General features: G+C 67.0%; 23 protein-coding genes. 13 read left to right on the forward strand and 10 right to left on the reverse strand.

Going from position 1 to position 21,901, the window contains the following annotated elements; translation table 11 throughout:
• Nucleotides 1-143: 143 nt before the first annotated feature.
• The 3 genes from J5J86_RS02250 to J5J86_RS02260 all read left to right on the forward strand — a co-directional run bounded on the left by J5J86_RS02250 (nucleotide 144) and on the right by J5J86_RS02260 (nucleotide 2,732).
• Nucleotides 144-941, forward strand: a complete 798-nt coding sequence (locus J5J86_RS02250) for a Bax inhibitor-1/YccA family protein (RefSeq protein ID WP_209103274.1) — start codon at nucleotides 144-146, stop codon at nucleotides 939-941.
• Between the two features lie 162 nt (nucleotides 942-1,103).
• Nucleotides 1,104-1,628 carry a GNAT family N-acetyltransferase gene (locus J5J86_RS02255; RefSeq protein ID WP_209103275.1) on the forward strand — a complete coding sequence of 175 codons (525 nt, stop codon included), beginning with the start codon at nucleotides 1,104-1,106 and terminating at the stop codon, nucleotides 1,626-1,628.
• Between the two features lie 93 nt (nucleotides 1,629-1,721).
• Nucleotides 1,722-2,732: a sensor domain-containing diguanylate cyclase gene (locus J5J86_RS02260; protein WP_209103276.1), complete on the forward strand. Its 1,011-nt coding sequence runs from the start codon at nucleotides 1,722-1,724 to the stop codon at nucleotides 2,730-2,732.
• Between the two features lie 13 nt (nucleotides 2,733-2,745).
• On the opposite strand, the gene J5J86_RS02265 is transcribed toward J5J86_RS02260, so the two are convergent.
• The 3 genes from J5J86_RS02265 to J5J86_RS02275 are packed head-to-tail and all read right to left on the reverse strand — an operon-like array spanning nucleotide 2,746 to nucleotide 4,114.
• Nucleotides 2,746-3,102, reverse strand: coding sequence for a lysozyme inhibitor LprI family protein (locus J5J86_RS02265; RefSeq protein ID WP_247657918.1), 357 nt, complete (start codon nucleotides 3,100-3,102; stop codon nucleotides 2,746-2,748).
• Nucleotides 3,102-3,833: a 7-cyano-7-deazaguanine synthase QueC gene (gene queC, locus J5J86_RS02270; RefSeq protein ID WP_209105191.1), complete on the reverse strand. Its 732-nt coding sequence runs from the start codon at nucleotides 3,831-3,833 to the stop codon at nucleotides 3,102-3,104. Before queC ends, J5J86_RS02265 begins: the two co-directional genes overlap by 1 nt.
• Complete coding sequence (locus J5J86_RS02275) at nucleotides 3,833-4,114, reverse strand: BolA family protein (RefSeq protein ID WP_209103277.1); 282 nt, start codon at nucleotides 4,112-4,114, stop codon at nucleotides 3,833-3,835. The genes queC and J5J86_RS02275 overlap by 1 nt, the downstream gene beginning before the upstream one ends.
• Nucleotides 4,115-4,376: 262 nt before the next feature.
• Between J5J86_RS02275 and J5J86_RS02280 the strand changes: the two genes are divergently transcribed.
• The 4 genes from J5J86_RS02280 to J5J86_RS02295 all read left to right on the forward strand — a co-directional run bounded on the left by J5J86_RS02280 (nucleotide 4,377) and on the right by J5J86_RS02295 (nucleotide 9,122).
• Nucleotides 4,377-4,967, forward strand: a complete 591-nt coding sequence (locus J5J86_RS02280; RefSeq protein WP_209103278.1) for a J domain-containing protein — start codon at nucleotides 4,377-4,379, stop codon at nucleotides 4,965-4,967.
• A 126-nt stretch (nucleotides 4,968-5,093) separates the two neighbouring features.
• Nucleotides 5,094-6,077 carry a cobaltochelatase subunit CobS gene (gene cobS / locus J5J86_RS02285; RefSeq protein ID WP_209103279.1) on the forward strand — a complete coding sequence of 328 codons (984 nt, stop codon included), beginning with the start codon at nucleotides 5,094-5,096 and terminating at the stop codon, nucleotides 6,075-6,077.
• 67 nt (nucleotides 6,078-6,144) lie between these two features.
• Complete coding sequence (gene cobT, locus J5J86_RS02290; protein WP_209103281.1) at nucleotides 6,145-8,049, forward strand: cobaltochelatase subunit CobT; 1,905 nt, start codon at nucleotides 6,145-6,147, stop codon at nucleotides 8,047-8,049.
• 5 nt (nucleotides 8,050-8,054) lie between these two features.
• Nucleotides 8,055-9,122 (forward strand): esterase-like activity of phytase family protein, encoded by a 1,068-nt coding sequence (locus J5J86_RS02295; protein WP_209103283.1) that lies wholly within the window; start codon nucleotides 8,055-8,057, stop codon nucleotides 9,120-9,122.
• 15 nt (nucleotides 9,123-9,137) lie between these two features.
• Here the strand turns inward: J5J86_RS02295 and J5J86_RS02300 are convergent, their stop codons facing one another.
• On the reverse strand, nucleotides 9,138-10,094 hold the full coding sequence (locus J5J86_RS02300) for a methylated-DNA--[protein]-cysteine S-methyltransferase (protein ID WP_446698676.1): 957 nt from the start codon (nucleotides 10,092-10,094) through the stop codon (nucleotides 9,138-9,140).
• Nucleotides 10,095-10,209: 115 nt separating this feature from the next.
• Nucleotides 10,210-10,731, reverse strand: a complete 522-nt coding sequence (locus J5J86_RS02305) for a DUF2244 domain-containing protein (protein ID WP_209103287.1) — start codon at nucleotides 10,729-10,731, stop codon at nucleotides 10,210-10,212.
• A gap of 96 nt (nucleotides 10,732-10,827) precedes the next feature.
• Between J5J86_RS02305 and nth the strand changes: the two genes are divergently transcribed.
• Nucleotides 10,828-11,673: an endonuclease III gene (gene nth / locus J5J86_RS02310; RefSeq protein ID WP_446698652.1), complete on the forward strand. Its 846-nt coding sequence runs from the start codon at nucleotides 10,828-10,830 to the stop codon at nucleotides 11,671-11,673.
• 4 nt (nucleotides 11,674-11,677) lie between these two features.
• Here the strand turns inward: nth and J5J86_RS02315 are convergent, their stop codons facing one another.
• On the reverse strand, nucleotides 11,678-12,268 hold the full coding sequence (locus J5J86_RS02315) for a protein-S-isoprenylcysteine O-methyltransferase (protein WP_209103289.1): 591 nt from the start codon (nucleotides 12,266-12,268) through the stop codon (nucleotides 11,678-11,680).
• Complete coding sequence (locus J5J86_RS02320; RefSeq protein WP_209103290.1) at nucleotides 12,265-13,500, reverse strand: hypothetical protein; 1,236 nt, start codon at nucleotides 13,498-13,500, stop codon at nucleotides 12,265-12,267. Before J5J86_RS02320 ends, J5J86_RS02315 begins: the two co-directional genes overlap by 4 nt.
• A 112-nt stretch (nucleotides 13,501-13,612) precedes the next feature.
• Here J5J86_RS02320 and J5J86_RS02325 point away from each other — a divergent pair, with 112 nt between their 5' ends.
• Together J5J86_RS02325 and dxs are read left to right on the forward strand one after the other, a co-directional pair.
• Nucleotides 13,613-14,518 carry a glycosyltransferase family 2 protein gene (locus J5J86_RS02325; RefSeq protein ID WP_209103292.1) on the forward strand — a complete coding sequence of 302 codons (906 nt, stop codon included), beginning with the start codon at nucleotides 13,613-13,615 and terminating at the stop codon, nucleotides 14,516-14,518.
• Nucleotides 14,519-14,723: 205 nt separating this feature from the next.
• On the forward strand, nucleotides 14,724-16,646 hold the full coding sequence (gene dxs, locus J5J86_RS02330) for a 1-deoxy-D-xylulose-5-phosphate synthase (RefSeq protein ID WP_209103294.1): 1,923 nt from the start codon (nucleotides 14,724-14,726) through the stop codon (nucleotides 16,644-16,646).
• 63 nt (nucleotides 16,647-16,709) lie between these two features.
• Here dxs and J5J86_RS02335 read toward each other — a convergent pair whose 3' ends face one another.
• Nucleotides 16,710-17,153, reverse strand: a complete 444-nt coding sequence (locus J5J86_RS02335; protein WP_209103295.1) for a hypothetical protein — start codon at nucleotides 17,151-17,153, stop codon at nucleotides 16,710-16,712.
• 139 nt (nucleotides 17,154-17,292) lie between these two features.
• Nucleotides 17,293-17,820 (reverse strand): hypothetical protein, encoded by a 528-nt coding sequence (locus tag J5J86_RS02340; protein ID WP_209103297.1) that lies wholly within the window; start codon nucleotides 17,818-17,820, stop codon nucleotides 17,293-17,295.
• Nucleotides 17,821-18,259: 439 nt separating this feature from the next.
• Here J5J86_RS02340 and J5J86_RS02345 point away from each other — a divergent pair, with 439 nt between their 5' ends.
• From J5J86_RS02345 to J5J86_RS02355, 3 genes are all read left to right on the forward strand, one after another.
• Nucleotides 18,260-19,018 (forward strand): TlyA family RNA methyltransferase, encoded by a 759-nt coding sequence (locus J5J86_RS02345; protein ID WP_247657919.1) that lies wholly within the window; start codon nucleotides 18,260-18,262, stop codon nucleotides 19,016-19,018.
• 44 nt (nucleotides 19,019-19,062) lie between these two features.
• Entirely contained in the window at nucleotides 19,063-20,313 is a 1,251-nt protein-coding gene (locus tag J5J86_RS02350; RefSeq protein ID WP_247657921.1) for a class I SAM-dependent RNA methyltransferase, read from the forward strand.
• Nucleotides 20,314-20,547: 234 nt separating this feature from the next.
• Nucleotides 20,548-20,973 carry a DUF4142 domain-containing protein gene (locus J5J86_RS02355; protein ID WP_209103298.1) on the forward strand — a complete coding sequence of 142 codons (426 nt, stop codon included), beginning with the start codon at nucleotides 20,548-20,550 and terminating at the stop codon, nucleotides 20,971-20,973.
• A 15-nt stretch (nucleotides 20,974-20,988) separates the two neighbouring features.
• On the opposite strand, the gene J5J86_RS02360 is transcribed toward J5J86_RS02355, so the two are convergent.
• Nucleotides 20,989-21,807, reverse strand: coding sequence for a DUF1194 domain-containing protein (locus tag J5J86_RS02360; RefSeq protein ID WP_209103300.1), 819 nt, complete (start codon nucleotides 21,805-21,807; stop codon nucleotides 20,989-20,991).
• Nucleotides 21,808-21,901: the final 94 nt, after the last annotated feature.

Consider the following 21,901-nt stretch of genomic DNA (forward strand, 5'->3'; position numbering starts at 1 on the left):
GGGAAGCCTGGCTGTCCCTGCGTTACGTTGCGGAAATTTCATCACGGGCACACTTGCCCCGGATTTGGGAACTCACCATATTTGGCACGAGCCGAGGCTGGGCGCGGTATCGCTGCGTCCCCTCGGTCCAATGGAGAGAGACGATGTCCGATTATGATCGCAACGTCGCCGGGCGGTTCGGCGCGACGGCGACACGCTCGCAGGCCGCGATCGACCAGGGCCTGCGGTCTTATATGCTCAGTGTCTACAACTACATGACGCTGGGCCTTGCCATCACGGGCCTTGCTGCTTTGGGCGTCTTCATGCTGTCGGTCAGCGCCACTCCGGTGCCGGTCGCCGAGGGCAAGGCCCTGATGATCGGCGGGCAGTACCTGACCCAGTTCGGCTACGCTCTGTTCGTGAGCCCGCTCAAGTGGGTGGTCATGCTCGCGCCTTTGGCCGCGGTGTTCTTCCTGAGCTTCCGCATCCAGAGCATGAGCGTGGGCGCCGCGCAGGCGACCTTCTGGGTCTATGCGGGCCTCGTCGGCGTGTCGCTGGCGACCATCTTTCTGGTCTACACCCATGAGAGCATCGTCCGGGTGTTCTTCATCACGGCCGCCTCGTTCGGCGCGCTGAGCCTGTGGGGCTACACGACGCAGCGGGACCTGTCCGGCATGGGCTCGTTCCTGATGATGGGCCTGTTCGGCATCATCATCGCCTCGCTGGTGAACATCTTCCTCGGCTCCTCGATGCTTCAGTTCATCGTGTCCGTGGTGGGCGTGCTGGTGTTCGCGGGCCTCACCGCCTACGACACCCAGCGCATCAAGGAGATGTATTTCGAGGGCGACGACAGCGTGATCGCGGGCAAGAAGGCCATCATGGGCGCGCTGACGCTCTACCTGGACTTCATCAACCTGTTCATGATGCTGCTCCAGCTGTTCGGCAACCGGAACAACAACTGACCGGTTCCGCAGGCCTGAACGATCGGGGCCCCGGCACATGCCGGGGCCCTTTTCATTTCGGGGAGAGGTGCGTTGCGGGGGCAGAGGGGGCCGCGCCCTTTCCTCCCGGCGGGGCCTCGTCCTAAAAGGGCGGGACTTGCTCGCTCAGCCAAAGACCTGCCGATGAAGATCCGCCCCGCCCTCCCCCACCACATTGACGGCATCCACGCCATCTATGCCGATGCGGTCCGCCACGGCACGGCCTCCTTCGAGCTGGAGCCACCTAACGTTGCGGAAATGACCCGCCGCTACCAGGCCTTGGTGGAGGGTGGCTACCCCTATTTTGTGGCGGAAGAGGAAAGGGGCGAGGTGCTCGGCTATGCCTATGCGGGCGCATTCCGACCCCGCATCGCCTATCGCTGGACGGTGGAAAATTCCGTCTATGTCGCTCCCACCGCCCACAAGCGTGGCGTCGGGCGGGCGCTGATGGAGGCGTTGCTGGCCGAATGCGAAGTGCGGGGCTTTCGCCAGATGGTGGCGGTGATCGGGGACAGCGCCAATGCCGGCTCCATCGCGCTCCACAGGGCCTGCGGCTTCCGCCCCATCGGCATTCTGCCCTCCACCGGCCTCAAGTTCGGCCGCTGGATCGACACCGTCCTGATGCAGCGCGAACTGGGTGCCGGAGACGCCACGGTGCCTGACGCCTGACGCGCAGGCCTCTGGACAGGTGCGGAAAAAATGCCATCGTAACAGGGCGTTGCTGCCTGCCGGGCCACGGCAATCCAAGGGGGAGGGACGCCTTTGCTCGACTTCGCGTTGCAGAACCGAAGCCTCAGCCTGGACCTCGTCCTTGGTGCCCTCGCCAAGATCGACCAGGGCGTTCTGATCCTTGGAGACGACCGGCGGATCGTTTTCGCCAACCCGCAATTTTCCCGGATGTTCAGCCTGCCGGAGGATCTGGTCCGGCCGGGCTGCCAGACCCTGCATTTTCACCAATACCTGGCCTATCGCGGCGAGTACGGCCCCGGCGATCCGGAGGAAATGATCTTCTTGCGGGAAAGGGCCATCCGCCAGCGCGAACGGTACCGCATCGATCGCCGGCGCCCCAATGGCATGTATATCTCGGTCAGCGGCAATCCCGTTGGCGAAGGCGGCTACGTGTTCACCTTCACCGACGTGTCCGAACAGAAGCGGTTGCTGCTGGAGATGGAAAGCCGGGTGGAGGAGCGCACCCAGGAATTGCGGGCGGCCAATGAGGAACTGATGCGCCTCGCCAGCCTCGATCCGCTGCTCGGCATCGTCAACCGGCGGACCTTCCTTCAGGTCGCGGAAGAGGCGCGGCGCCAGATGGTGGCGCTGAACACCTCCCTCCACGTGCTGATGATCGACCTCGACCACTTCAAGGCCATCAATGATCGCTACGGCCATTCGCAAGGGGACATCGTCCTGTCCGCCGCCAGCGCCGCCATGCAATCGGTGCTGAGGCCGGGGGAATTGCTCTCGCGCTATGGAGGCGAGGAGTTCGTCGCCCTGCTGCCCCGCACATCGGCCGCCGATGCCATGGCCCGGGCCGAGGCCATGCGGTGCGCGGTGGCGCACCATTCGGTGGCCTTGGCCGGCGCGGCGGTGCCGGTCACCATTTCCGTGGGGTTGGCGCAGGTGCGCGAGAGTGATCCCGTGATCGGCCTTGCCATCGCGCGCGCCGACCAAGCCGTCTATGCGGCCAAGGCCAATGGCCGCAACCAGGTGATTTCCATCGACGCGGAATGCCCGCAAGACGCTCCCAAAGACACTCCGCACGCCACGCCCTAAGCCATCCGTTCGTTCAGAACGGCCCGCGGGAATAGATGGACTGAAGCACCCGGTTGATGGCTCTGATTCGGGCGTCATAGGCCCCGGCAAGGCAGGCGGCGTCGGCGCCGCAGGAGGCCCGCTCCTTCAGGAAGGCGCGCTGGTCGTCCTGAAGGAGGCCGCGCTGGCCCATGGCCGCCAGATGGCTCGCCACCTCGAAGAGGGTGGCCATGCGCACATCAAGGTCGGACAAGGCCATGCTGGCACACACCGCCTTCTCGTCGGCCGCCTGCGCCCGCGCGCAATCGAAGCTGGCAGCCTGAACGGCAGGCAGGCCCGCACATGTGAAGATGACGGCCAGCAGAGGGAGGGCCAGAAGCGGACGAGGCATCAGGCCTCCACCGTCTCGGCCCGGTAGCGGGCATAGCCCTGGGCCCGCAGGGCGCAGGCCGGGCAGGTGCCGCAGCCAAACCCCCAGGCGTGCCGTGCCCCCCGCTCGCCCAGATAGCAGGTGTGCGTCTTCTCGACGATGGCCTCCACCAGCCCCGCGCCGCCCAGTTCCTCCGCGAGCCGCCAGGTTTCGGCCTTGTCGATCCACATCAGGGGCGTGTGGAGCACGAACCTCTTGTCCATGCCAAGGTTCAGCGCCACCTGGAGCGCCTTGATGGTGTCGTCGCGGCAGTCGGGATAACCGGAAAAATCGGTCTCGCACATGCCGCCCACGATGTGGCGCAGCCCTCGGCGATAGGCGAGCGCGGCGGCGAAGGTCAGGAAGATGATGTTGCGGCCCGGCACGAAGGTGTTGGGCAGCCCGCCGGACTCCATCTCGATGGCGCTCTGGCGGGTCAGGGCCGTCTCGGAGACGAGGCCCAGCGCTTCCAGGCCCAGCACATGATCTTCACCCAGCCGCTCCGCCCATTCGGGCTTCAGCCCGGCCAGGGCCGCGCGGATGGAGGACCGGCAGTCCAGCTCGATGCGATGGCGTTGGCCATAATCGAAGCCCACCGTCTCCACTCTGCCGAAACGCTCCAGCGCCCAGGCCAAGGTGGTGGTGGAATCCTGGCCACCGGAAAACAGAACAAGCGCTCCCTCGTCAGCGCGGAAAGGCGCGCTGGGGTCCATCACTCGCCCGGCGCCTTGGCCTCAATGGCAAGAGCATGGAGGCCCTTGGCCATTTCCGAGGTCAGAAGCGCATTCACCAGGCGATGACGGTCCACCCGGCTCTTGCCGGCGAAGGCGGCTGAAACCACGCGCACCTTCAGGTGCGTCACGCCGCCATCCCACCGGGCGGCCGCGCCCGCATGGCCCGCATGGAGGGCGCTCTCATCCTCGATCTCGAGGGCGAGGGGCGACAGGCCCTCGGCGAGGAGGCGGCGAATGACGTCGAGGTTGGACTTGGACATGACATATGGGTAGCGCCCGACCGAGCCGAGCGTCAATGGCGAGCAGGGCAAAGCATGCCGGACGCCGCTGCTCGGCTCCGCACGAAGGCATGGCGCAAAGCCGCGAGTGACCTTATATGAGAGCGGCGGCATCTTCCCTGCCGCGTCCTGCTGCGGCCAGCCCGGCCAGCGGCGCCTCAGGCGCCAAGACGGGTGTCAGCCAAGCTTCAAATTCACTCGCGATTTCTTGCCGCAATGCAATGCGGCGGCCATACTCTTCGCCATGAAAATTCACTCGCCCCTCTTTGATCGCATTCGGGTCAAGCCCGAAGTGGACCGGCAGCGCCGCCGGCTCCTGCCCACGTGCCAATGGCCGGGCTGCGACCGCGAGGGCACGCACCGCGCCCCAAAGGGCCGCCACGCGGAAGGGGAGTATTTTCACTACTGCCTCGACCACGTGAAGGAATACAACCAGTCCTACAACTATTTCGCGGGCATGAGCGACGCGGCGGTCTACGCCTACCAGAAGGACGCGCTGACCGGGCATCGTCCCACCTGGAAGATGGGCACGCGCGGGCCCGAGGAAAAGACCGAGGGCTATCGCGACCCCTTCGGCTTTGCGGGCGAAATGGGCGGTTTCGAGCGATTCGAGCAGCCGGTGACCGAGAGCCGGGCCATCCGCACAGCCGAGCGGCGGGCGCTGGAGCAGCTGGGGCTGGAACTCTCCGCCACGGCCGAAGAGATCAAGACCCGTTTCAAGGATCTAGTGAAGAAGCACCATCCCGATGCCAATGGCGGCGATCGTTCCACCGAGGACCGGCTACGCAACGTCATCCAGGCCTATAACACTCTGCGTCAGGCGGGCTTCTGCTGACGGACGCCGCCCCCCGCGACATCGGGTGCGGCGCGAATGGTTTTTGCACCAGCGGAAAACCTTTAAGGTTCCGCACCGACCGACAACAAGGAACGCACGCGGGAGCGTTGCGCAGACGGAGGCGTTATGAGCGGCACCGAGACCATTGCACCGACCCCTGACATGAAGGTGTCGGTGCGCCAGGTGTTCGGCATCGACATCGACATGGAAGTCCCGGCCTTCTCCGAGGCCGACCCCCACGTGCCTGATCTCGACCCCGATTATCTGTTCGACCGGCAGACCACCTTGGCGGTCCTCGCGGGCTTCGCCTACAACCGCCGCGTCATGGTCACCGGCTATCACGGCACCGGCAAGTCCACCCATGTGGAGCAGATCGCCGCCCGCCTGAACTGGCCGTGCGTCCGCATCAACCTCGACAGCCATATCAGCCGCATCGACCTGATCGGCAAGGACGCCATCGTGGTGAAGGACGGCATGCAGGTCACGGAATTCCGTGACGGCATCCTGCCCTGGGCGCTCCAGAACAATATCGCCCTGGTGTTCGACGAATATGACGCCGGCCGCCCGGACGTCATGTTCGTGATCCAGCGCGTGCTGGAAGTCTCCGGCCGCCTGACCCTGCTCGACCAGAACCGGGTCATCCGCCCCCACCCCTCGTTCCGCCTGTTCGCCACCGCCAACACTGTGGGTCTCGGCGATACGTCGGGCCTCTATCACGGCACCCAGCAGATCAATCAGGGCCAGATGGACCGCTGGTCCATCGTCACCACCCTCAATTACCTGCCCCACGACAAGGAAGTGGAGATCGTGCTGGCCAAGGCCAAGCACTATCGCAACCCCGAGGGCCGCGACATTGTCAACCGCATGGTGCGCCTGGCAGACCTCACCCGGCAGGCCTTCATCAATGGCGACCTGTCGACGGTGATGAGCCCGCGCACGGTCATCACCTGGTCCGAAAATGCTAATATCTTCAAGGATATCGGCTTCGCGCTGCGGGTCACGTTCCTGAACAAGTGCGACGAGCTGGAGCGGTCCATCGTGGCCGAGTTCTACCAGCGCTGCTTCGGCCAGGAGCTGCCCGAGAGCGCGGTGAACGTCGCCCTCTCCTGATCCGTCCGCCGGACCGGCCGCGTCTGCTGAAGCGGGCGCGGCCCACTCCGTTCAAAGGTTGTTCGCGATGGCCCCGTCCAACAAGACCGCCAAGTCCGCGCCCAAGGAGGCGCCCGTCGAGCCCTTCAAGCGGGCGGTGGCGGGCTGCTTCAAGGCCATTGCCGGCGTCTCCGAGTTCGATGTCTCCTTCGCCTCCGAGCGTCCCTCGCTCGGCCCCGACAAGGTGCGCCTGCCCGAGCCGCCGCGTCGCCTGAGCCAGCAGGATGCGGCCATCCTGCGCGGACATGCGGATTCGCTCGCCCTGCGCCTCGCTTGCCATGACCCTGGCGTGCACCGCCGCATGGTGCCCACCGGCGATGTCGCCCGCGCGGTGTTCGACGCGGTGGAGCAGGCGCGGGTGGAGGCGGTGGGCTCCAACCGCATGCTGGGCGTCCAGCGCAACCTGACGGCCATGCTCTCCGACCGCTATCATCGCGGTCCTTTCGCGGATATCACCGACCGCGCCGACGCGCCCATCGAGGATGCGGTGGCACTCCTCGTGCGCGAGCGCCTGACCGGGCAGGCCCCGCCCCCTGCCGCCCGCAAGATCGTGGAGCTATGGCGCGACTATATTGAGAGCCGCGCCGAGGGTGACCTCTCCCGCCTCGCCGGCAGCCTGGAAGACCAGAAGGCCTTCGGCCGCATCACCCGCGACCTGTTGTCCTCCCTGGAAATGGGCGAGGAAAGCAGCCTGGAGAGCGACGAGGACCAGGAGAGCGAGGACGAATCCAGCGGCCGCGACGACAAGGCGGGCGAGGAAGGCGAGCAGTCCGAGGATGAGAGCCAGGAAGGCGCCACCGAGGTGGAGGCCGAGCTCTCCGAGGACGAGCTGCCCGAAAGCGCCATGGAGAGCGAGGCCGGCCCGCCGGCCGAAATGCCCGACGAAAGCGACATGGGCGATGCGGACGAGGCGGCCGAGCCCTGGCAGCCCCGCCAACCCCAGAATGCCGACGCCAAGGGGCCGGACTATCGCGCCTACACGGTCAAGTTCGACGAGGAGGTCCATGCGGAGGACCTGTGCGACGCGGAAGAACTGACGCGCTTGCGCTCCTATCTGGACAAGCAATTGTCCAACCTCCAGGGCGTGGTCTCGCGGCTTGCCAACCGCCTCCAGCGGCGGCTCCTGGCGCAGCAGAACCGCGCCTGGGAGTTCGATCTCGAGGAAGGCGTCCTTGATCCGGCCCGCCTCTCCCGCGTGGTGACCGACCCCACCGCCGCCCTCTCCTTCAAGCGGGAGAAGGACACCCAGTTCCGGGATACGGTGGTCACCCTGGTGATCGACAATTCCGGCTCCATGCGCGGGCGGCCCATCACAGTTGCCGCCACCTGCGCCGACATTCTCGCCCGCACGCTGGAGCGCTGCGGCGTGAAGGTGGAAGTGCTGGGCTTCACGACGCGCGCCTGGAAGGGCGGGCAGTCCCGCGAGGCGTGGCTTGCCGCCGGCAAGCCGGCCAATCCGGGGCGGCTGAATGACCTCAGGCACATCATCTACAAGGCTGCGGATGCCCCCTGGCGGCGGGCCCGGCGCAATCTCGGCCTGATGATGCGCGAGGGTCTCCTGAAGGAGAATATCGACGGCGAGGCGCTCGCCTGGGCCCATGAGCGCCTGCTCGGCCGTCCCGAGGCCCGCAAGATCCTCATGATGATATCCGACGGCGCGCCGGTGGATGATTCCACCCTCTCCGTGAACCCCGGCAACTACCTGGAGCGGCACCTGCGCCACGTCATTGCCGAGATCGAGAACCGCTCGCCGGTGGAACTCATCGCCATCGGCATCGGCCACGACGTGACGCGCTATTATCGCCGCGCCGTGACCATCGTGGACGCAGAGGAGTTGGGCGGCGTCATGACCGAGAAGCTGGCGGAGCTATTCTCGGAGAACGGCCCCACTCCGGTGCGCGCCACCGGCGGCGCCCGTCGGAAGCTGCACTGACGCGCATGTCGCGTCCCTCCCCGTTCTCCCCCCGCCCCGGTGCGCCCGCGCTGGGGCGGCGGCGTTTCATGCTCGGCCTTGCCGCCGCAGGGCTCATGGCGCCGCCGCTCGCGCTGAGCCTCGCCCGCGCCGTCGCGAAGCCCGCCATCCTGCCGGTAACGCCCCTCTCCATAGAGGTCACGTCCATTCCCATCGACCGCTTCCGCGCGGGTGGCGATGAAACGCGGTTCGGCGCACTCACCTTCCTGGGCGGCTTGAGGCTCGCGTCCGGCTTTGCTGGCTTTGGAGGCCTATCGGGGCTTCGCATCACGGGGCATGGAGAGCATGTCCTGGCGCTTACCGATGCGGGCCTCTTCCTCTCCGGCCAATTGGAGACGGAGGGCGTGCGGCCCGTCCGCCTCTCCCGCGTGCGCGTCGCCGCCATGCTGGACGAGACCGGCCGGCCGCTGGCTGAGAGCGGGCGGGCGGATACCGAATCCCTCGCCGTCGGCCCGGACGGCATCTATGTGGGAATCGAGGGTGTCAACGAGGTCTGGCGCTTTCCCGGCCCCGATCCGCTCGGCCAGCGCGGCGTCAGCGTGCATGTGCCTGAGGGGGTGAAGGCGCTCGCCAATAACCGGGGCATGGAGAGCCTTGCCGTGATCCCATCGGGTCCGCGTGCGGGCACCCTTATCGCCATCGGCGAGGCCGGGACCACGGCCAATCCCGACTTGCCGGGCTTCCTTATCGGCGGGCCGCGTCCGGGCCGCTTCCTCATCAAGAAGAGCTGGAAATTCAACGCCACCGATGCGGACGTCGGCCCAGATGGCCGGCTCTATCTTCTGGAGCGCCATTATTCGCCTTCTGATGGCGTCTCCATGCAGATCCGCCGCTTCGAGATGGACGCGGTGCGCCCCGGCTCCACCATTGACGGCGAAGTGCTCATCCGCGCCGACATGGGGTTTGAGATCGACAATATGGAAGGCCTGTCGGTGACCACCGGGCCGTCAGGGGAGACCCTCCTGACCCTGATTTCCGACGACAATTTCAGCCCGCTCCAGCGCACGGTGCTGCTGCGCTTCGCCCTGGCGTGAGGCGCGCGCGGCCGCTCACTTGCCGAACAGGGGAAGCCGCCCTTGCGGCGCCCCGGGCGACAGGAGGCCGCAGCGCACATCCTGCACCTGCCCCGCCTCCCAGCCCAATATGGCGCGCTTGCGGGTGAGGCCCCAATGATAGCCCGTCAGGTCTCCGCTCTTGCCCAGCACGCGGTGGCAGGGGACCACGAAGGAGATAGGGTTCTTGCCCACCGCCGCACCCACCGCCCGCGCGGCGGCGGGGCGGCCCACATGGCCGGCTATGGTGGAATAGGTGGTGGCCCGGCCCATGGGGATGCGCAGGAGCGTCTCCCACACCCGCACCTCGAAATCGGTGCCGATGAAGACGATGCGCAGCGGCTGGTCCTCCCGCCAGGTGGTGGGGTCGAATATGCGCTGCACCAGGGGCGCGGTGGCGGCAGGGTCCTCAACATAATCCGCATTGGGCCAGCGGCGGCGCATGTCGGCGAGCGCCTCCACCTCCTCGCCCAGGTCCGCGAAGGCGAGGCCGCACAGGCCGCGCGCGGTGGACATGGCCAGCGCCCGGCCGAAAGGCGAGGGATGGAAGCCATAGCGGATCACGAGCCCCTGCCCGCCCGTCTTCCATTCACCGGGCGACATGGCCTCATGCACCACGAACAGGTCATGCAGGCGCCCAGGACCGGAAAGGCCCAGTTCCAGTGCCGCGTCCAGCACATTGGAGGATTCCGCCAGCACCCGGCGCGCCCGATCCAGGGTCACCGCCTGCAGGAACGCCTTGGGGGTAAGGCCGCACCAGCGGCGGAACAGGTCGGTCAGCGCCCGCGCGCTGACGCCGGTGGCGCGGGCGATCTCCTCAACTTCGGGCTGGTCCCGCACATGGTTGGAGATGTAGGACACCGCCCGCCGCACCACGTCATAGTCGGCGGCGGCGATCTCGAGCTCGGTGGCCGGCGTGGGGATGGCGAGGGCGCCGGGTTGGGGAAGGTCCAGGGTAAAGCTCTCCTGCGCAAGCACCGGCTCATCTCCTCGCAAGTGACGAGCCGACATCAGACCACGACCCCCAGGGGCTGCCCACCCGATTTCACGGCGGCGGATCGGGAGGCGGTCAGAACACCGAGCGCGTCACGCCCCGTTTCACCTCGCTCAGCGCCGAAGTCAGGTCCGCCGCCAGCTCCGACTTCTGGTGCGGGCCAAGATGGATGCCGACGGGGGTGCGTCGGCCGCGCGTTTCGAGGGCCATGTCGAGGGTGCCGAACTCCTCCACGTCCCGCCGCCAGAGCCGAGTGAAGAAGGGGTTCATCTCCACGTCCCGCGCCACACCGCGCGCCGGCACGTGGCGCACCTGGATCAGGCTCGGGGTGATGCGGATATATTCCCGCGCTGCCGCCGCCTTGAAATTGGCTTGGAAGGCCCAATAGAGCAAAGCCACGTCGAGGCCGAAGAAGCCGAAGATGGGCCAGGCGCCCAGCGCCAGGAAGAACAGGCCGCAGGCAAAGCTCACGCCGCCCATGGCGAGCATGACGATGAGGAACCCCTTGCGCGACAAGGAACGATGGGGCGCCATCGCAGCCGCGAAAACGGTGGGCTCTCCATCGTCTGGAAAGGGCAGCTCATTGGCCTTGATCATGGCCCTTAGTATATGAAGAAAATGGCCCGAAAAACCATAGCCAACGAACCCGCATCGGCCGGCGCCCCCCCAGAGCCCAACGCTCCGGCGGAGGGCGTGGCGGCGCCGACCCCTGTTCGCCCCAAGGCCCGCCCGGCCGCAAAACCAAGCCATGCCGGAACAATACCGGCGAACGCCAAGGCTCAGGCGACACGCCCCTCCCGCAGCAAGGCGCCGCCAGCGATCCTCCTGCCGGAGCCCTCGCCCACCCCGCGCCGCCGTGCCGTGGCCAATGCGGCGGCCGCCGCCCATGGCAAGACGGTGCGGCCCTGGACCAAGAGGGAGATCACGGAGGCCTTCGCCCGCTTCGAGCGCCTCAATCCCGAGCCGAAGGGCGAGCTGGAGCATTCCGATCCCTTCACCCTCCTGGTGGCGGTGGTGCTCTCCGCACAGGCCACCGATGCCGGGGTCAACAAGGCGACGCGCGGCCTGTTCGCCGCCGCCGCGACGCCCGCCGCCATGGTGGCACTCGGAGAGGAAGGCGTCGCCAGCCACATCCGCACGCTCGGCCTTTACCGGGGCAAGGCGAAGAATGTGGTGGAGCTCTCACGCCTCCTGCTGGAGCGCCATGGCGGGGCCGTGCCGCAGGATCGGGCCGCGCTGGAGGCGCTCCCCGGCGTCGGCCGCAAGACGGCCAATGTGGTGCTGAACATGGCGTTCGGGCACCCCACCATCGCCGTGGACACCCATCTCTTCCGGGTGGCCAACCGCACCGGCCTTGCCCCCGGCGCGACGCCGCTGGAGGTGGAGGAGAAGCTGGAGGCGCGCATTCCCGGCAGATTCAAGCTGCACGCCCACCACTGGCTGATCCTGCACGGGCGCTATATCTGCAAGGCCCTGCGGCCTGACTGCCCCATATGCCCCATCAACGACCTCTGCCGCTGGCCGGACAAGCCCTTGTGAGCCTTCAGAAAATGCCGGGGATGATCCGCCGGGTGCGGGCGCAGTAGGCGTCATAGGCCGGCCCGAAGGTCTGGCGCATCATGGCCTCCTCGCGCCCCACCCGGAACGCGAACAGGATGCCGAAGCCGACAAGGCCGGCGGGGCCGGCGACGAGATTGGGAAGCAGCAGCGCCTGCGCCACCGCCCACAGGAAGAAGGCGGAATACATGGGGTGGCGCACATAGGCGTAAACGCCACCGGTCACCAATTGATGAGCATCCTTGATCTCCAGCGTCACCGACCAGTTGCGGCCGAGATCCCGGTGCGTGCGCCAGAACAGCCAGAGCGAGGCCGCAAAGACACAGATGCCCGCCATCACCTGAACCGGCGAGAGGGCATAGGTCAGCCCCTTGGGAAAGCCCGTGGCGGCATAGATGGCCGGAACGATGCCCAGGCCCAGCGTGGAAATGGACAGGAGCACCATCTCCCTCAGCGTGCGATGGCGGGCATCCGCCACCTGCGCGCGCTTGGCCTTGCGCTCGAACGGCAGGCGGATGACGTACCAGGCGATGACGCCAAGCGCCCAGGCGATCTTGGAACATGCAAGCAGGGTCATAGACGTCTCAGATGTGCGCCGGGAATGAGGCTGCCGTCGGGAGCGAAGATGGCCATAGGCCCCTCCATCTGCGCCACCAGGTCGGAACACGAGATGGGCGCATGGATGAAGGCGTAGAAGTCGTAAGGGGCACGGCAATCATTGGCCAGGAAGAACTGGCAATGAAGGCGCATGATGTCGAGCCGATAGCGGGCATAGGTGCCCGGCGTCATCATGCCCCGTATGGTCACCTGCCGGATGAAGGGCCGCCGGGAGCCGTCGCCATTTCCCGCATGGGTGAGGCTGACCGGATCGACCTTATAGAAGCTGACAATGTCGTCCTTGGCCTGGAACTCGATCCAATCGAGGCTGGTGGCATCGTGCACCGTGCGGGCAGCCTCCCTCAGCCGGCCGCCAGCAGGATGAAGGGCGAACTTGGCGGCCGTGGAGCCCACGGTAAGCAGGCGCACGGGCACGGCACGCGCAAAATCGGGGTCCTTGCGCAAGGCGAGGGCAACCAGGCTCACCACATGCATGGCGCCGAGGCTGTGCCCGGCGACGACGATCTCGTCGACGCCCCCGTTCCGTGCCACGGCGATGAGGCGGTCCGCAAAGGCCTCAAGCCGCGCGTCGATGGCACCGTGGCGCCCCCGCACGAAATCCACCGAGAATTCCGCAAGGTCGAGGGACTGCTTGAGCTTCACCCGCGCTCCGAGGGTGGCCATGAGACCGAAAAAAACCGCCAGTCCCGCCGCCACCGCCGCCGGAAGCGCTGCCAGCGGGCCCAGCGGCGCGGCGAAATCATAGGCGACGAGGCCTGCCCCGATGCCAAGGCCAGTCATGGCGAGCAGCATCACATAGGTCAGGGCGAAGAAGATGCCGTAGCGGCGGCTGAAGCGGAAATAGCGGATCACCGTGCCCGTCGCGACCATGTCCCACATAGCACGAGCGGAGCCCAGGATATGGGACCAGCGGGAGCGGGCCATGTCTGCCTTGACGATGTCGTTCCAGGCGAGCAGTTCAAATCGGGTGGCGCTTTCCCATCCGGGACCGGCGGCACCGGCATCCCAATAGGCCCCCGTGGGCGTCTCGTGCAGTTCACCCTCGCTCCAGGTCCGGGCCTGCCACGTTCCGGCGAAGCGCGCGCTTTCGCGCGCGAAAATGCGATGATGGCCCACGACATCCATGGGGTCATAGCCCGCCACGAAAAAGAAGTGGCGGCGGATGAAGGAGTGCGGGCCGTCCTGCGACATGGTCCGCGCCTTCTACTGGAGGATGGGGCCGGACGGAAGGGCACGGCGTGACACGGCAAGGCGCCTTCCCAAGGCCGCGGGGGCGGTCTACCAAGCCGGAAGGCGTGACGTCATGAAAGGCGGCGAGGTGTCGGAAGGGACAGCGGCGGAACCTGCGATCGACCTGGCATCGGTCAGCGTGGTCTTCGTCACCTATAACAGCCATGCCGTCATCGGCCGTGCGGTGGCCTCCGTGCCGGCCGCCTGCGACGTCATCATCGTCGACAATGCGAGCCCCGCCGGCACCGACTTCGCCGCCCGTCTCCCGCGCCCGGTCCGCGTGCTGGCGCAACCGCGCAACCTGGGTTTCGGCGCCGCATGCAATCTGGGCGCGCGGTCCGCCCAAGGGCGCCTGCTGCTCTTTCTCAATCCCGATGCCGCATTGGAAGACGGCGCGCTGGAGCGCCTGCTGGCTGCGGTCTCCGCCTATGGCCCGGCTTTGCTCATGCCCTCCATCCTGGCGGAGGATGGCCGCCTCATGCGCAAGGAAGGCTCCATCCTGGAGCCGGTCCCGCGCGCGCGGCGCCTGTCGGCGCAAGAGATTGCGGGCGATTATTGCACCCGCTTCGTCCATGGCGCCGCCTTCCTGGTGGAGAAGGATGTTTTCCTGGACCTGGGGGGCTTTGACGAGGCCATCTTCCTCTATCACGAGGATGATGATCTCGGCCTTCGGGCCCTCGCCCGGCACATTCCCATCATTGTGGTGCGCGACGCACAGGTGCGCCATGCGGGCGGCAAATCCTCCACGCCCGCCCTCTCGCAGACCTTCCGCATCAATCGTTGGAAGATGCGGTCGGAGATTTATGTGCGCCGGAAATACCACCGCGCGCCCTCCTTTGCCGCCACCTGCCTCAAGCTCGCCGGCGGGGTCGCCCTGGCGGCGCTCACGCTCAACGCCCATCGCGTGATGATCCGAGCCGGCAAGCTGGCTGGCCTCCTGGACATGCAAAGGCCCGGCATGCGGACCGGGCCGGACTGACCGGAACAGCCTTGCCGGCATGCGCCCCCGCCGAATGATCCATTGCGCACGCGTTGCGCGTTGTTATTTGTGTTTGGGAGGGTCCCGCGCTAGGGACCATGAAACAGCCGCACTCAGGGCGGCACACAAGACGGGTCCGGCCGGCCAAGCCGGGCGCCCGAAGCCGGCCTCCCAGGGGGTCGAGCCTTATTCGGCGGAGTGATCAGTGACGGTTTCCAAGACCCCGCTTCTTGATACGGTCCATGTGCCGGCTGACCTGCGCCGGCTTCCCGACGAGAAGCTCGCCCAGCTCGCCAATGAACTGCGCGCGGAAACCATCGATGCGGTATCGGTGACGGGCGGCCATTTGGGCGCCGGGCTTGGGGTGGTGGAACTCACCGTCGCCCTGCACCACGTGTTCGACACGCCCCATGACCGGCTCATCTGGGACGTGGGGCACCAGTGCTATCCCCACAAGATTCTCACCGGCCGGCGGGATCGCATACGCACCTTGCGCCAGGGCGGGGGCCTGTCCGGCTTCACCCGGCGTTCGGAGAGCGAGTACGATCCGTTTGGCGCGGCGCATTCCTCCACCTCCATCTCCGCCGGCCTCGGCATGGCCGTGGCGCGGGATCTTTCGGGGGAAGAACGCAACATCGTCTGCGTGATTGGGGACGGCGCCATGTCGGCGGGCATGGCCTATGAGGCCATGAACAATGCCGGCGCCATGGACAGCCGGCTGATCGTGGTGCTCAACGACAACGACATGTCCATCGCCCCGCCCACCGGGGCCATGTCAGCCTATCTGGCGCGTCTCATCTCGGGGCGCACCTATCTCTCGCTGCGGGAGATCGGCAAGCAGCTGGCCGGCCACCTGCCCAAGTTCGTGGAACGCGGCGCCGCGCGGGCGGAAGAGTTCGCTCGCGGCTTCTGGACCGGTGGCACGCTGTTCGAGGAGATGGGCTTCTATTATGTGGGTCCCATCGACGGCCACAATTTCGAGCACCTGCTGCCCGTCCTGCGCAACGTGCGCGATGCCAAGACGGGACCGATCCTGATCCACGTGGTGACCCAGAAGGGCAAGGGCTATGCCCCTGCCGAAGCCTCGGCGGACAAGTATCACGGTGTCGTGAAGTTCGACGTGGTGACCGGCACGCAGGTGAAACCCAAGTCCAACGCGCCGAGCTACACCCGCGTCTTCGCGGAGAGCCTGATCAACGAGGCCCGACGCGACGACAAGATCGTCGCCATCACGGCCGCCATGCCCTCGGGTACCGGCATCGACCTGTTCGGACAGGCCTATCCCGAGCGCACCTTCGACGTGGGCATTGCCGAGCAGCATGCGGTGACGTTTGCCGCCGGCCTCGCGGCGGAGGGCTACAAACCCTTCTGCGCGCTCTATTCCACCTTCCTGCAGCGCGCCTATGACCAGGTGGTGCACGACGTGGCGCTGCAGGGCCTGCCGGTGCGCTTTGCCATCGACCGGGCGGGCCTTGTGGGCGCGGACGGCGCGACCCATGCGGGCGCGTTCGACATCGCCTATCTGGCCTGCTTGCCTGGCTTCACGCTCATGGCGCCGGCGGACGAAGCCGAACTGACCCATATGGTCGCCACTGCCGCCGCGTTCGACCAAGGCCCCATCGCCTTCCGCTTCCCGCGCGGCGACGGGGTGGGCATCGAACGGCCGGTGAAGGGCGAGATCCTGCCCATCGGGCGCGGACGGGTGGTGAAGGAGGGCACGCAGGTGGCCCTCGTGTCGCTTGGCACACGCCTCGCCGCCTGCCTGGAGGCGGCCGAGCGGCTGGCGGACCTCGGCATCTCCGCCACCGTCGTGGATGCCCGCTTCGCCAAGCCCATCGACGAGGAACTGATCCTGCGCCTTGCCCGCGCCCATGAGGCGCTGGTGACGGTGGAGGAAGGTTCTGTCGGCGGCTTCGGTTCGCAGGTGTTCCAGTTGCTGTCTGACCGGGGCGCGTTGGACCGGGGCCTGAAGGTGCGCAGCATGGTGCTGCCCGACATCTATATCGACCAGGACACCCAGGCCCGCCAGTTGGCGCAGGCCGGGCTCGACGGCGATGCCATCTGCGCCAAGGCGCTTGCGGCCCTTGGGCGTACCGGCGAACGCCAGGTGCGCTCGCTGCGGGCCTGACGCGAAAACGGGGCGCCGCGCGCCCCGTTCCTCAGTGGAGACCCGTTCGGTCAGCCTGCCGCCTTACTTGCAGAAGGCCTCGAACTGGACATAGGCCTCCGGAGCGCCGGCAAGGGGGATCTGCTGCTTGGCACCCTTCACCTCCACCGTGAGGGTCTTGCCGCTGGCGAGCAACGCCTTCACATCCTCCAGCTTGGAGCCGGCTTCCACATCGATGGAGGTGTCAGCGGCCACCGCCTTGCCGGTGAGCTCCTTCTTGAGCTTTCCGGCGGTGAAGATGACCTTGGCGGGATCATCGCCCTTCAGGCCCTTGGCGCCGGAGACGTTAACCAAAGCCAGAGGCTTGCCGCGCTCACACACGAACAGCAGTTGGCTGCTGTCTTCTGTGCCGAATGCCAGGTTCGCGCCGTTGTCCGTCTCGGTGGTGGTCCAATTCAGCTTGACCTGTGCTGCAGCCGGAAGAGCCGAGACCGCAAGGACGGAAAGCGCCAGAACTGCGCGATACATGATGTGCTCCATGAAGGCAGGCGCGCGATCATAGCGAGACTTGGAAAAAGGAAAATTGGAAAAAGGAAAAGACGCCCCGACGCCAGGTTCAAGAACCGCCATCCTTTCGGACTGCGCCTTTTGCCGCGCGGCCGGCGCCTCACCGCTTGGGCAGGCAGGCCCGCTCGAAATCCGCCAGCCGCGTCCGCGCGCCCGCAAGCGGCAAGGACTGCGTCTCTCCCGGCAGCTTGATGACCAGCGTGTCGCCATCCCGGAACAGGTCGAAGACGCGGGCATTCAGGCTCACCGCCGCCTCCACCACCAGGTCGCCATCCGACGACCCCAGGAAGGCGGTCGCCGCCAGTTCGAGACGACGGCGGCCATTGGATAAGGACAGGGGGACGCCATCGCCGGACGCAATCTTCTTGGTCTTCACCTCAACCGCGATCTGCAGCAGGTTGGCCGATGGCTGGCAGGTGGCGGCAAAGGAGGGGTCCGTTTCCCGCGGCAGGGCGTAGCGCAGAGCGAAGGTATCCTCGCCCTTGGCCAGCGACCAGACGCGCGGATCCGGCGGTGTCGCGGGCTTGGCGGGCCTCGGCTTGGGCGTTGCCGCCTGGAGCGCGCCAAGGCCCGGTCCCAGCGTCAGCACCGCCACGGCCAGGTGAAGAACAAGGAACCTGAAACGCATCTCGTCTCCCATCACGGCCTCTCGGCCGGAGCGTCGCACGGCGCGGACACCAGAACGGCAGAGGCCATGCTTCCGCATCGAAACCGGGGGCGGGATGCGTGCACGGTCACCGCAAAAGCGGTCCTGTGCGCGGGTTCATCCGCCCTTATAGCCAGGAAAGGCGATTCATCGGTCAATCGCCCCCCGCAACGGCGTCCATGACCGGATCGCGCCTCTGCTGAGGCAACCTCTTTCCTTATTATTTCAACGTCCTAGCCACGTCGACTCGGAACAGGGCGGCTCAACCGGCGGGAGATTGCCCCACCCCGGTAACGCCGGCCGTCAAAACTCTATGTTTCCCAACATGTTCGCATGTGGGGCTGGAGCGGGCGTTGCACCCGCTCCATACATATCGCTCAAAAGTGTTGCATCCTTGCCCTGCCCTGGGCGATGGAGCGCCATGGCCAAGAGGGCAGGACTGGCAGGAATGGGGCGTGAGCGGATCGATAAGCTCCTGGTGGCGCGCGGACTGTTCGACAGCCGCGCCCGCGCCCAGGCCGCCATCCTGGCTGGCGGGGTGAGCGTGGCCGGGCGGGTGGTCGACAAGCCCTCCGACATGGTCGACGCCGATGCGGCCATCGAGGCCACGGACCTGCACCCCTATGTCTCGCGTGGGGGGCTGAAGCTGGCGGCGGCGCTTGATACGTTCGGCATCAATCCTGAAGGTGGGGTGGCGCTGGACCTCGGCGCCTCCACCGGTGGCTTCACCGATGTTCTCCTGCGGCGGGGCGCACGGCGGGTCTATGCGGTGGACGTGGGCCACGATCAGTTCCATCCCCGCCTGCGGGCGCGGCCGGAGGTCCGGCTCCTGGAGGGCACCGATGCCCGTAGCCTCGGCCCGGATCTCATCCCGGAGCCGGTGGACCTGGTGGTGGCGGATGTAAGCTTCATCTCCCTCGCTCTGGTCCTGCCGCCAGCCCTCCCCCTCGCCGGTCCCGGGGCGCAGATGGCGGTGCTGGTGAAGCCCCAGTTCGAGGCTGGCCCCGCTCATGTGAAGAAGGGCATCGTGCGTGACCCGGCGGTGCATGAAGAGGTGTGCGCCCGCATCCAAGGCCTGATAGAGAGCCAGGGCTGGCGCGTGCGGGGCCTTGTCCCCTCCCCCATCGCCGGCGGCGACGGCAATCGCGAATTCCTCCTGGGCGCCGAGCGCCCTTTCTAGCGCCCATGAGGACGTCCCATAAGAACGTCTCATGAGAGCGCCTCATGAACCTGATTGAGAGACAGGCAGGCCCGATGCAGGTGGAAATCGCGCGCATGGGCGCGCAAGGTGATGGCATCGCAAAGACGCCGGAGGGCGCCCTGTTCGCCGCCTATGTGCTGCCCGGCGAGACGGTGGAAGGCGTAAAGGACAAGGATCGCCTCAATGTGACGGCCATCCTTCAGCCGAGCCCTGAGCGTGTGGCGCCCGAATGCACCCATTTCGGCGTCTGCGGCGGCTGCCTGCTCCAGCATTGGGAAGCCGGTGCCTACCAGGCCTGGAAGCGCCAGACAGTGGTGGACGCGCTGGAGCGCGAAGGTATCGCTGCCGAGGTGAAGCCCCTCATCGATGCCCATGGCGCCGGACGGCGGAGGGTCATCTTCCATGCGCGGCAGAAGGGTCCGCGCACTGTGGTGGGATTTGCCGAGCGCCGCTCCCATGCCATGGTGGCCATCACCCATTGCCCGGTGCTCGCACCGGGCCTTGCCCGCGCTTTGGAGGCATCTCAGGCGCTGGCCGAGGCGCTGGCGCCGCTCAACAAGCCGCTCGACGTCCAGGTCACCGCCACCGAAAGCGGCCTTGATGTGGATGTGCGCGGCTCCGGCCCCTTGCCGCCGCTGCTGGCCATGGATCTCGCCGTCATCGCCGAACGCTTCGGGCTCGCCCGCCTCACCCGCCATGGCGAACTGGTGCTCCAGCGCGCGTCGCCCTTCCTCACCATGGGCGCCGCGCGGGTGGAATTGCCGCCTGCCTCCTTCCTCCAAGCGACGGCCGAGGGCGAGGCCTGCCTCGCGCGGCTCGCCGCGGAGGGTGTAAGCGGCGCCAAGCGGGTGGCGGATCTCTTCAGCGGCGTCGGCACCTTCGCGCTGCGGCTCGCGACGCATGCGCGCGTGCTCGCGGTGGAGAGCAACGCCCCGGCCATCGCCGCCCTGAAGCGAGCGGCCCAGGGCACGCCGGGCCTAAAGGGCGTTGACACTGAAGTCCGAGACCTGTTCCGCCGCCCGCTTCTCGCCGAGGAGATGGCCAAGTTCGATGCGGTGGTGATCGACCCGCCCCGACAGGGCGCGGAAGCCCAGGCCCGGGAACTCGCACGCTCCAGGCTGCCCCGCCTCGTCTATGTGTCGTGCTCCGTCGCCACCTTCGCCCGCGACGCGGCGATCCTGGCCGCTGGTGGCTTCCGGCTGGCCCATGTCACCCCGGTCGACCAGTTCCGCTATTCGCCCCATGTGGAGCTGGTGGGGATTTTCGAGCGCTGAGGACTTTCCGGGGATGTCCCGTTCGCCAAGCTGTTCGCTGCGCTCGGTTTCTGTACAATGCCGGCGTAACGAAGCGAACCAGAGGGGCGTCCTGTGCGTGGCCTGAAGAGTGTTGCCCTTGCCCTGGTGTTCGGTGTCGCCGTCGGATCGCTTCCGGCCTTGGCGCAAGACATCCCTGGCCCCGCCCCCCAAGCCCTGGTTGCGGTCGCCCGGGTCCCCTCGACGGACGCGTTCGTGAAGACAGCGGCGGCGGCCAACGGGTTCGAGATCGCCAGCAGCAAGCTGGCGCTGGAAAAGTCGAAGAACCCGGCGATCCGGGCCTTTGCCCAGCACATGATCACGGATCACACCCGCATCGGCGAGGCCTTCGTCGCGGCCCTCGGCAAGGCCAATACGGGCATCACCCCTGCTCCGGGCCTGACGCCGGACCTGGACAAGATCATGTCCGACCTGTCCGCCAAGTCCGGCGCGGCGTTCGACGCGGCCTATGTGGCGGCACAGACGCAGGGCCACATGGACGCAGTGGGCTTGTTCGGCGGCTATGCCAAGGGTGGCAGCAACGCCGTAATGCGCGAATTCGCCATCGAGACGCTGCCCACCATCAAGATGCACCTCACCATGTGCTACGAGCTCGCCACGTCGAAGGCCGCCTCCCGCTGAGGGCAGGCTCACGGCTCAATTGTTCCAATGCTCCTGCCACAGCCGCTCGCCGATGAGGCAGGAAAGGCGCGGCGGGCTGACGGCTGGGATGATGCGGGGCATTTCGGGCGGCCGCAGCCCTGCCACCTCCAGCACCAGTTTGGTCTTGATGGCGCGGGCGAACTCCGCCTGCTCGCGCACCGGGATGACGAAGGCCCCCGCACCACCGATGACGCAATCCTCGTAATAGACATCAAGATCGGGAATATCGATGGCCGAGTTGGTGCTGCGCTTCAGCAGCAGGGGCAGGCCATTGATCGTGATGCCTTGCGCCACCACCGCGTCGCGCGCCCGCTCCACCGGCGGCCCCTGATTGTTCACGCCGTCGCCGGACACGTCGATGACGTTGCGCAGCCCGCGATAGCCCGACGTCTTCAAATGGTTGGCGGAAAAGAGCAGCGCCGCGGAAATGGAGGTGCGGTAGACGCGCCGCAGCGGGGCCGCCCGAATGGCGTCCGAGAAGGCGCGCGCGGTGGCGGGGCCGTCAATGATGCTCCAATCCAGCACCACCCTCTGCTCCCGCTCGCCGGCCCATTCCACATAGGAGACAGCAATGCGCCCGCGTGGGCCCTGCCGCAGGGCGTTGAGGAAGTCGTCGGAGACGAGGGCGGCGGCATAGCCCTCGCGCTGGAGGGTCTGCTCGTCGGGATCCATGGAATAGGAGACGTCCACGGCCAGGACGAGTTGCACGTCCACCATGTTGTCGGCGGCAGGGGCCGCCTGCGCGGCGCCCGATCCAAGCAGAGCCACGAGAACGGGGACAAAGCAAAGGATACGGGTGAGCCGCCAAGCCATGGCGTCCTCCGAAGATGGCAGCCGGAATGCTCCATGCTGCCACCAACGGAAGGTCGGCAAAAGGCCGTCATGGACCCGCCGCGCGCGCCGGGGG

It is taken from the genome of Aquabacter sp. L1I39, assembly GCF_017742835.1.
Classification (GTDB): domain Bacteria; phylum Pseudomonadota; class Alphaproteobacteria; order Rhizobiales; family Xanthobacteraceae; genus L1I39.

Excerpts from the sequence above, each read along its gene's own strand:
- J5J86_RS02250 (WP_209103274.1), top strand. The coding sequence starts at position 144 with ATGTCCGATTATGATCGCAACGTCGCCGGGCGGTTCGGCGCGACGGCG.
- J5J86_RS02255 (WP_209103275.1), top strand. The coding sequence starts at position 1,104 with ATGAAGATCCGCCCCGCCCTCCCCCACCACATTGACGGCATCCACGCC.
- J5J86_RS02265 (WP_247657918.1), bottom strand. The coding sequence starts at position 3,102 with ATGCCTCGTCCGCTTCTGGCCCTCCCTCTGCTGGCCGTCATCTTCACA.
- queC (WP_209105191.1), bottom strand. The coding sequence starts at position 3,833 with ATGGACCCCAGCGCGCCTTTCCGCGCTGACGAGGGAGCGCTTGTTCTG.
- J5J86_RS02275 (WP_209103277.1), bottom strand. The coding sequence starts at position 4,114 with ATGTCCAAGTCCAACCTCGACGTCATTCGCCGCCTCCTCGCCGAGGGC.
- J5J86_RS02280 (WP_209103278.1), top strand. The coding sequence starts at position 4,377 with ATGAAAATTCACTCGCCCCTCTTTGATCGCATTCGGGTCAAGCCCGAA.
- cobS (WP_209103279.1), top strand. The coding sequence starts at position 5,094 with ATGAGCGGCACCGAGACCATTGCACCGACCCCTGACATGAAGGTGTCG.
- cobT (WP_209103281.1), top strand. The coding sequence starts at position 6,145 with ATGGCCCCGTCCAACAAGACCGCCAAGTCCGCGCCCAAGGAGGCGCCC.
- J5J86_RS02295 (WP_209103283.1), top strand. The coding sequence starts at position 8,055 with ATGTCGCGTCCCTCCCCGTTCTCCCCCCGCCCCGGTGCGCCCGCGCTG.
- J5J86_RS02305 (WP_209103287.1), bottom strand. The coding sequence starts at position 10,731 with ATGATCAAGGCCAATGAGCTGCCCTTTCCAGACGATGGAGAGCCCACC.
- J5J86_RS02315 (WP_209103289.1), bottom strand. The coding sequence starts at position 12,268 with ATGACCCTGCTTGCATGTTCCAAGATCGCCTGGGCGCTTGGCGTCATC.
- J5J86_RS02320 (WP_209103290.1), bottom strand. The coding sequence starts at position 13,500 with ATGTCGCAGGACGGCCCGCACTCCTTCATCCGCCGCCACTTCTTTTTC.
- J5J86_RS02325 (WP_209103292.1), top strand. The coding sequence starts at position 13,613 with ATGAAAGGCGGCGAGGTGTCGGAAGGGACAGCGGCGGAACCTGCGATC.
- J5J86_RS02335 (WP_209103295.1), bottom strand. The coding sequence starts at position 17,153 with ATGTATCGCGCAGTTCTGGCGCTTTCCGTCCTTGCGGTCTCGGCTCTT.
- J5J86_RS02340 (WP_209103297.1), bottom strand. The coding sequence starts at position 17,820 with ATGCGTTTCAGGTTCCTTGTTCTTCACCTGGCCGTGGCGGTGCTGACG.
- J5J86_RS02345 (WP_247657919.1), top strand. The coding sequence starts at position 18,260 with ATGGCCAAGAGGGCAGGACTGGCAGGAATGGGGCGTGAGCGGATCGAT.
- J5J86_RS02350 (WP_247657921.1), top strand. The coding sequence starts at position 19,063 with ATGAACCTGATTGAGAGACAGGCAGGCCCGATGCAGGTGGAAATCGCG.
- J5J86_RS02360 (WP_209103300.1), bottom strand. The coding sequence starts at position 21,807 with ATGGCTTGGCGGCTCACCCGTATCCTTTGCTTTGTCCCCGTTCTCGTG.